The sequence below is a fragment of the Candidatus Krumholzibacteriia bacterium genome (genome assembly GCA_035268685.1).
Taxonomy (GTDB): Bacteria; Krumholzibacteriota; Krumholzibacteriia; order JAJRXK01; family JAJRXK01; genus JAJRXK01.
Genome location: DATFKK010000007.1, coordinates 1 through 7769 on the forward strand (window position 1 = coordinate 1; position 7769 = coordinate 7769).

The 7769-nt window shown below is 70.2% G+C and carries 3 protein-coding genes; all 3 read left to right on the plus strand.

Annotated features, from left to right (window positions below; all coding sequences use genetic code 11):
* Positions 1-172 precede the first annotated feature (172 nt).
* Positions 173-952, plus strand: coding sequence for an SDR family oxidoreductase (locus tag VKA86_00760; protein HKK69715.1), 780 nt, complete (start codon positions 173-175; stop codon positions 950-952).
* A 186-nt stretch (positions 953-1138) separates the two neighbouring features.
* A complete protein-coding gene (locus tag VKA86_00765; GenBank protein ID HKK69716.1) occupies positions 1139-4447 on the plus strand; it encodes a FlgD immunoglobulin-like domain containing protein in 3309 nt (1102 codons plus the stop codon).
* A 119-nt stretch (positions 4448-4566) separates the two neighbouring features.
* Positions 4567-7769 (plus strand): hypothetical protein (locus VKA86_00770; GenBank protein HKK69717.1); only part of this gene is annotated, 3203 nt, incomplete at its 3' end.

Genomic DNA, 7769 nt, shown 5'->3' on the forward strand with positions numbered 1-7769 from the left:
ACTCTTCGGCTCGGGGGCGTGGAAGCGGTCGTCGCCCCTGGAATCGACCCGTCGGATGCCGACCTTGAGGCCTGATGTCTCCGCGCGGGGGCCGGACTTGACCCTACGGGCGGGGGGGAGCACGCTCGGACCTCCACGGGACATCGATCGACCCCACGGGGAGGCACATGCAATGCTGCACGACTTCGCGGAACGAACCGCCCTGGTCACGGGCGCCAGCAGTGGAATCGGACGGGCCACGGCGCTCCTGGTGGCCCAGCGCGGCGGCCGGGTCGTGGCCACCGGACGCAACCAGGCCGCCCTGGAGGTCCTCGAGGACGAGGCCTCCGGCGCCGACGGCCACCTCACCCGCTTCCCCGGCGATCTCACCGACCCCGGCTTCCGCGAGCGCCTCGTGGAGTTCGCGACCGCGGCGGGCGGCGCGTCGGGTCTCGACCTGCTCGTGAACGCGGCCGGCATCATCGGCAGCGGCAGCACCGAGGCCACCACGCTCGAGAGTTTCGACCACATGATGGACATCAACGTCCGCTCGCTCTTCGACCTCACGCGCCGCGCGCTGCCCGCGCTCGAAGCGGCGAAGGGCGCGATCGTGAACGTGAGCAGCGTGACGGGCACGCGCGCGTTCCCCGGGGTTCTGAGCTACTGCGTGAGCAAGGCCGCGGTCGACCAGATGACCCGGTGCATGGCGCTCGACCTGGCGCCGAAGGGCGTCCGTGTGAACGCGGTGAATCCAGGGGTGGTGCGTACCAATCTGCACCGCGCCGGCGGCATGGACGAAGACACCTACGCCGCCTTCCTCGAGCGTAGCGCCGATACGCACCCGCTCGGACGGCCCGGCGAACCCGAGGAAGTGGCCGAGCTGATCGCCTTCCTCGGGTCTGCACGCGCGGGCTGGATCACCGGCGAGTGCGTGGCGATCGACGGGGGACGCGCGCAGACCTGCGCACGGTGAACGATCCCCACCGGCGGGGCAGACCTTGCCCCGCCGGTCCCGATTCTGCACGATGGAGGCGATCCGTCGTGCTACGATGGACCACGGCTCTTCCCGTTCGTTCGCCGTCCCGGGCGTCTTCGCCGAGACGCGTGGGACCGTTCGTCCCCTCGACTTCGCGCCTGCGCGAAGGATGGGAGTCGTGCCGTGGATCCCCTGAAGTGGATTCGTCTCTCTGCCCTCTTCTTCTCGCTCTCACTGTTCCTCACCAGCTTCGCCGTCGACGCCGATGCGCGGCCGGGTCCGCGCGACCGTGATCCGGCGACCTACGACCTCGTCGTGCCCGGCCCGGGCACGATCCTCACCAGCACCACCACCGCCGGCGCGCTGTTGCGGCGCGAATCGGCCGGGCCCGACACGTTCGACCTGTACGGCGGACCGACGCGCCCGCTGCGCGATCCCGACGGCGTGCCGGGCAGCGGCGACGAGTACGTCGAGGGCCGCTTCGAGAGCCTCGCCGGACTGCCGGCCGGTCTGAGCCCGGGCCCGGGCGACTGGACCGGGGTCGACCGCACCGACGTCGCCAACCACTGGCACGTGAGCACCTTCCGGGCCGCCAACCTCGGAGGCCACGGTGCGGGCAACCGCGCCATGTGGGCCGGGCTACCGGCCGGGACGCCCACGACCGCCGGCTGGGCCGCCGCGCCCGGCTACGGCAACGACTGGGTCGAGGTCCTGCTGTACGAGTCCGACCCCGTCGTCGACCGCCAGCAGGGCCAGACCGTCGACCTCGACTTCGTCTTCAACCACGACACCGAGCCGAGCTACGACTTCTTCCGCGTGGAGTACGAGCGGGCCGGCAGCTGGGTCACCGTGTTCTCGGTCGACGGCACGAACAAGGATCCCGGCACCGGCGAGTTCCCCGTGCCGGGCGTGCAGTACGCCTCGACCACGGCCGATCCGATCGTCCATTCCGGCGACGACTACGGCCAGGGCGACCGCATCCGCATTCGTCTGGTGTTCGAGTCCGACACCGCCTACTCCGACCAGGACGGGCTGTTCGACGGCGACGGCGCCGTGCAGCTGGACGACGTCGTGCTGACCACCGATCAGGGGACCTTCATCGAGGACTTCGAAGGGGATGGCCCGTACCTGTTCGAGCCAGCCCCGGCACCGATCTGCGGCGACTTCTCGAACGTCTTCGTGCGTGCGACCGACATCGACCCCTGCGCCGAGAACGCCACGCCCCAGCTGAACTTCATCGACTTCGGACAGGCACCGCCGAACGGTCCGGGCATCACCGGTGACGTCAGCACCGGCGGGTCGCTGTCGCCGAACTGGGACTATGGGATCCCCGGCGGCTACGTGAAGAACTACACCGGTGGACTCGACGGGGTGCCGCTGCACAACGAGGTCTGGAGTCCGGAACTCGCGTGGGACCTCCCCGGGCCGCAGGACGACGGACCCGACATGGTGGGGGCGCGGCTCGAGTACTCGTCGTTCTGGCACCGCAGTACGAGGAGCTTCATGGTCGAGACCTGGGCGGTGCGCGCCTTCCGTGACGGCGCGTGGGGGCCCTGGGTCGACAGCAACTTCGTGTTCTTCGTGCCCGGCGGCCGCTACGACCGCTTCCGCCACGACCTCACGGCGCTGTTGCCACCCGATCCCGAGAAGATCCAGGTGGCTCTCGGTGTGATCGACGTCGCCGACGACTTCGGCCTGCCCGGCGACGACGCCACGCCCGCGCCGTTCTACGACGACGTGCGCATCTCGAAGTACCGAATCGGCGGAATCGCCCTGTGGGCGCGGACGGTCGACCTGGCGAACGATGCCTTCCCGGTGAGCGGATCGATCGACGTGTCCACGGCCGCGGCCCGCGACGCCCTCGACGTGCGCTTCGACATGGCGCGCGACGTCGGCAGCGGCTCGACCGTCGTTCCCGGCGACTCGGTCCTGTTTCGCGCGAACCCCGTGATCCCCGGCACCGCCATCGCCGACCTGCGCCTGAAGTGGGCGCTGCGGCTCAATCCGGCCTTCGAGGCAGACCTGCGGCAGCCACCGGCCCGCGACGTCGACGAGAACGTCACCACCGGCACGATCGTCGACGGCGTCGAGATCTGGACGGGCGAGGTCGTGGCCGACAGCGCGCGGACGGCCTCGGGCGTGGCGATCGACGACGTCTTCTTCGCCGACCTGCCCGACGAGGACTTCCTCTACCCGGGCGACGTGCTGCACTACCACTTCGAGGCGGTCGACAGCGACGGACGGGTGACCACGCTGCCCACGGACACCGCCGGCTTCGGTCAGTGGGATGCCGTCGGGGTGAGCGGTTACGCACGGACCTTCACCGTGCGCGCCCTGCCCACGATCACCGGCGCCCAGGGAAGCCAGCCGTCGATCCTCGTGGTCAACGACTTCGGTCGCCGTGGCAACGAAGAGGAACTTGTCTTCGCCTTCGCCGACCTCGGTCTGATCGAGGGCCTCGACTGGGACAGCTACACCGTGCAGGGGGCGAGTTCGGGCGTCTCGAACGGGATCGGCTCGGCCGGTGCGGACAACGCGCTCGGCGATCGCCGGGGGCACGGCGCGACCGTCGCGCAACTCGCCGGCTACGAGACGATCGTCTACCTGAGCGGGAATCTGTTCACCAACCTGATCAGCGACGGCTCCGACGACGTCGGCAACGACAAGAGTCCCGACCTGGCCGTGCTGAGCGGGTGGAAGCAGCTCGCCGGGCCTCGCCACACGGTGTACTTCGGGGCGTCGCTCGTCACCGGACTGGTGAACGACAGTCCGGTCGACGGGGCCGCCTACGTGGCCGACGTGATGGGGGTGCGGGCCGAGGACAACGACGTGGGCCCCGCGATCGGCGGGCAGTCGAACCCGCGGGTGATCCCGACCGGGGCCGCACCGGCCTTCGACACCTCCTTTCTCGCCTACGCCGGGTGCCGGGGATTCCTGGACGAGATCGTGCCGGAGGCCGCAGGGGCCTTCGCCGCGTACGGCTTCGTCGATCCGTCGAGCGGAACGATCGTGCCCGGACCCGCCGCGGGCGTGGTGCACGACCGCACCGTCGGTGGCGACCGGAAGGTCGACTTGACCTTCCCCGTAGGACTCTCCTCGATCCGCGACGACCTGTCCCGGGCGGTGGGGGCGAGCAGCACCCGCGCCCGCTTGCTGCAGGACGTGCTCGACCACCTGGGCACGCCGACGACCGCGGTCGACGCTCCGGCGCTCCGCAGCGCCTCGCTCGCCGTGCACCCGACGCCGTTCAACCCGAGCACGCAGGTGGTCTTCGTTCTGCCGCGGGCCGGAGTCGACGCGACGGTCGAGGTCTTCAACGTGCGCGGCGAACGCGTGCGGGTGCTGCACGACGGAGCCGCCGCGAGCGCCGAACTCCGCCTGGACTGGAACGGACGCGACGACCGCGGGTCGGCGGTCGCCAGCGGTGTGTACCTGGTGAAGGCGACGACCCTCGGCTTCGCCGACACGAGGAAGGCCGTTCTCGTGAAGTAGCTTCTACAAGGAGATCGAATCGCGACTCTTCCCCAGGAGCGTCGTCCACGCCGTCGCCGGGGCGTGGACGATCCACTCGCCCCTACGTTCCGTCCCCTGGACGGAAGAAACGGAGTGCCATGTTCTGGCGTCCATTCACTGTTCCAGCCCTTCTCCTGTTGCTGCTCCTCCCGCCCGTGTCCGGTCTCGCTGCCGACCGGACCGCGGAGCCCCCGGATCGCGACGAGCGTCGCATCGTGTCCGCACCGGGCACCGTGATCACCAGCACCACGAGTTCGAACGCATTGCTCGAGCGTTCGGCGGCCGGCCCCGACACCTTCGACCTGTACGGGGGACCGGCCCGTCCGCTGCGCGATCCCGACGGCATTCCCGGCACCGGCGACGAGTATGTCGAGGGCCGCTTCGAGACCCCCGACGGCAACCCCGCTGGCCTGAGCCAGGACCCGGGCGACTGGACCGGCGTCGATCTCACCGAGAAGCCGAACTACTGGAGCGTCGACACCTTCGCCGCCGATAACCTGAACGACAACGGAGCCGGCAACCGGGCCATGTGGTGCGGTCTGCCGGCCGACAGCCCCGAGACGGTCGGATGGGTCGCGGCCCCCGGCTACGGCGACAACTGGAACGAGTCGCTCCTGTACGAGTCCGCGCCGATCGCCGATCCCTCGCAGGGGCAGACGGTCGATCTCGACTTCGTCTTCAACCACGACACCGAGCCCGATTTCGACTTCTTCTACGTGGAGTACGACTCGGCGGGGATCTGGGTGCAGGTGCTCGAGATCGACGGGACCAACCGCGATCCGTCGACCGGGGACTTCCCCGTCCCCGGCGTTCGCTTCGCCGAGCTGCCCGACGTGCGGCCGATCGTCTACGGCGGCGACGACTACGGAGGCTTCGGAGACCCGCGGATCCGCATCCGGTTGCGCTTCGCTTCGGACGGTGTCCTCTCCGACCAGTCCCCGCTCTACGGCGAGGTCTTCGACACCGATGGCGCCGTGCAACTCGACGACATCGTGCTCACCACGAGCCAGGGCAGCTTCACCGAGGACTTCGAGGGGGCGGGACCGTACCTGTTCGACCCGCAGCGGCAACCCTTCTTCGGGGACTTCTCGAACGTGTTCCCGCGGGGAGAGGGCCTCGATCCATGCCGGCGCAACGAGACGCCGCAGGTGAACTTCATCGACTTCGGCCAGGAACCGCCCAACGGGCCGGGCGTGAGCGGTCGGGCCAGCACCGGCGGCAGCCAGCTGCCCGACGGCACCTACGTCGTCAACGACACGGGGGGGCTGGACTTCGTCGGCCAGATCGACAACGTCGTGGTCAGCCCCGAGATCGAGTGGGATCTGCCCGGTCCGGAGGACGACGGCGCCGACGTGGCCGGAGCGGTGCTGTCCTTCTCGGTGTACCGGGACAACCCGTTGAGCAGTGGGATCTTCTACGTGTGGGCGGTGCGCGCCTACGCGGACGGGCAGTGGACCCCGTGGCTCGATCGGGACTTCGTGTACTTCGGCTCGACGCCGCAGTACTTGCGCCAGGTCGAGGAGCTGACCGACCTCCTGCCGCCGGATCCCGAGAAGATCCAGATCCGACTGGGCGCCACCAGTTTGTGCGACGTCCTCTTCTTCTGCGATCAGGCGCGGACCGGACCGTGGTTCGACGACGTCCGGCTCAGCAAGTTCCGCGTCGACGGCGTCGCTCTGGGTGCGCGGACGAGCGACCTGGCCCAGGACGCCTTCCCGGTGAGCGGGTCGATCGACGTGTCCGACGCCGCGGCACGCGACGCCCTCGACGTGCGCTTCGACCGCGCGGCCGACGTCAACACGGGTGCCCTGGTCGTGCCCGGCGACTCGGTCCTGGTGTCGGCGCAGGCGCTGATCCCCGGGACCGAGGTCGCGGAACTGCGCATGCGCTGGGCCCTGCGCCTGAACCCGCTGTTCGAGTCCTCGCTGCGCTCGGCCCCGGCCGGCCCGTGGGACGAGGACGTCGTCACCGGCGAGGTGATCGGGGGACGCGAGGTCTGGACGGGCAGCGTGCTCCTGCAACCGGCGGTGTCGGCGTCCGGGATTCCGGCCCAGGGCACGTACTTCGCCGACCTGCCCGACGCCGACTTCCTGTACCCGGGCGACCTGCTGCACTACAACTTCGAGGCGGTCGACAGCGAGGGCCGGGTGACGACGCTTCCGAGCAACCTCGGTGGCTTCGGGCAGTGGAGCCCCGACGGCGGCAGCAGCTACTCCCGCACCTTCACCGTGCGCGCGCTGCCGAGCATCGACGACGTGACGGGAACCCAACCCTCGATCCTCGTGCTCAACGCCTTCGGCCGCCGCGGCAACGAAGAGGAACTCGTGCTGGCCTTCGGCGAACTGGGCCTGACCGAGGGATTCGACTGGGACAGCTACACCGAGCAGGCACCGACCTCGCGGGTGAGCAACGGGATCGGCGCCGCCGCCGTCGACGGCCCGCTCGGCGAACGGCGGGGCCACGGCGCGCGGGTCGAGCAGCTCGCCGGCTACGACACGATCGTCGTCCTGGCGGGCAACATCGGCAGCGGCGTCCTGAGCGACGGCAGCGACGACGGTGTGAACGACAAGGGCAACGATCTGGGAGTGCTCGACGCCTGGAAGGCACTTCCGCGGGAGCGCCACACGGTGTACTTCGGCGACTCCATCGCCTCGGCCCTCGAGCTCGACTCGAGCGACGGTGCGGCCTACGTGACCACGGTCATGGGCGTCACCGTCGAGGGACCGGACGTGAGCCCGGCGATCGGCGGCCTGGCCGTGCCGCTGGTCGAGCCGTCCGGGGTGTCGGAGGCCTTCACCGCAGGCGTCGTCGCCTACGGCGGCTGCCCGGGGCTCAACACCTTCGATCACGTGACGCCCGGACCGGTCGGTGCGTTCGCCTCGCACGTGTTCGTCGATCCCTCGAGTGGGGTGGCCTTCTCCGGCCCGGCGGCCGGCGTGGCGTACGACCGCCTCGACGGCTTCGACCGCAAGGTCGACGTCACCTTCCCCTTCGGTCTGTCCGCGGTGCGCGAGAACCTGTCGCGGGACTCCGGCCTCGGCAGCGCACGCACGCGCCTGCTGCGCGACGTGTTCGAGTTCCTCGGCGGACCGCCGATCGCGGTCGACGCTCCCGCCCTTCGCACGGCCTCGCTCGCCGTCCACCCGACGCCCTTCAACCCCAGCACGCAGGTGGTGTTCGTGCTGCCCCGGGCCGGGGTCGAGGCCACGGTCGAGGTCTTCAACGCCCGCGGCGAACGCGTGCGGATGTTGCACGACGGAACGGCGGCGGCCGCGGAGCTGCGGCTCGACTGGAACGGCCG

What these genes read in the sequence shown, in the direction of transcription:
- VKA86_00760 (HKK69715.1), top strand. Translation starts at nt 173, where the DNA reads ATGCTGCACGACTTCGCGGAACGAACCGCCCTGGTCACGGGCGCCAGC.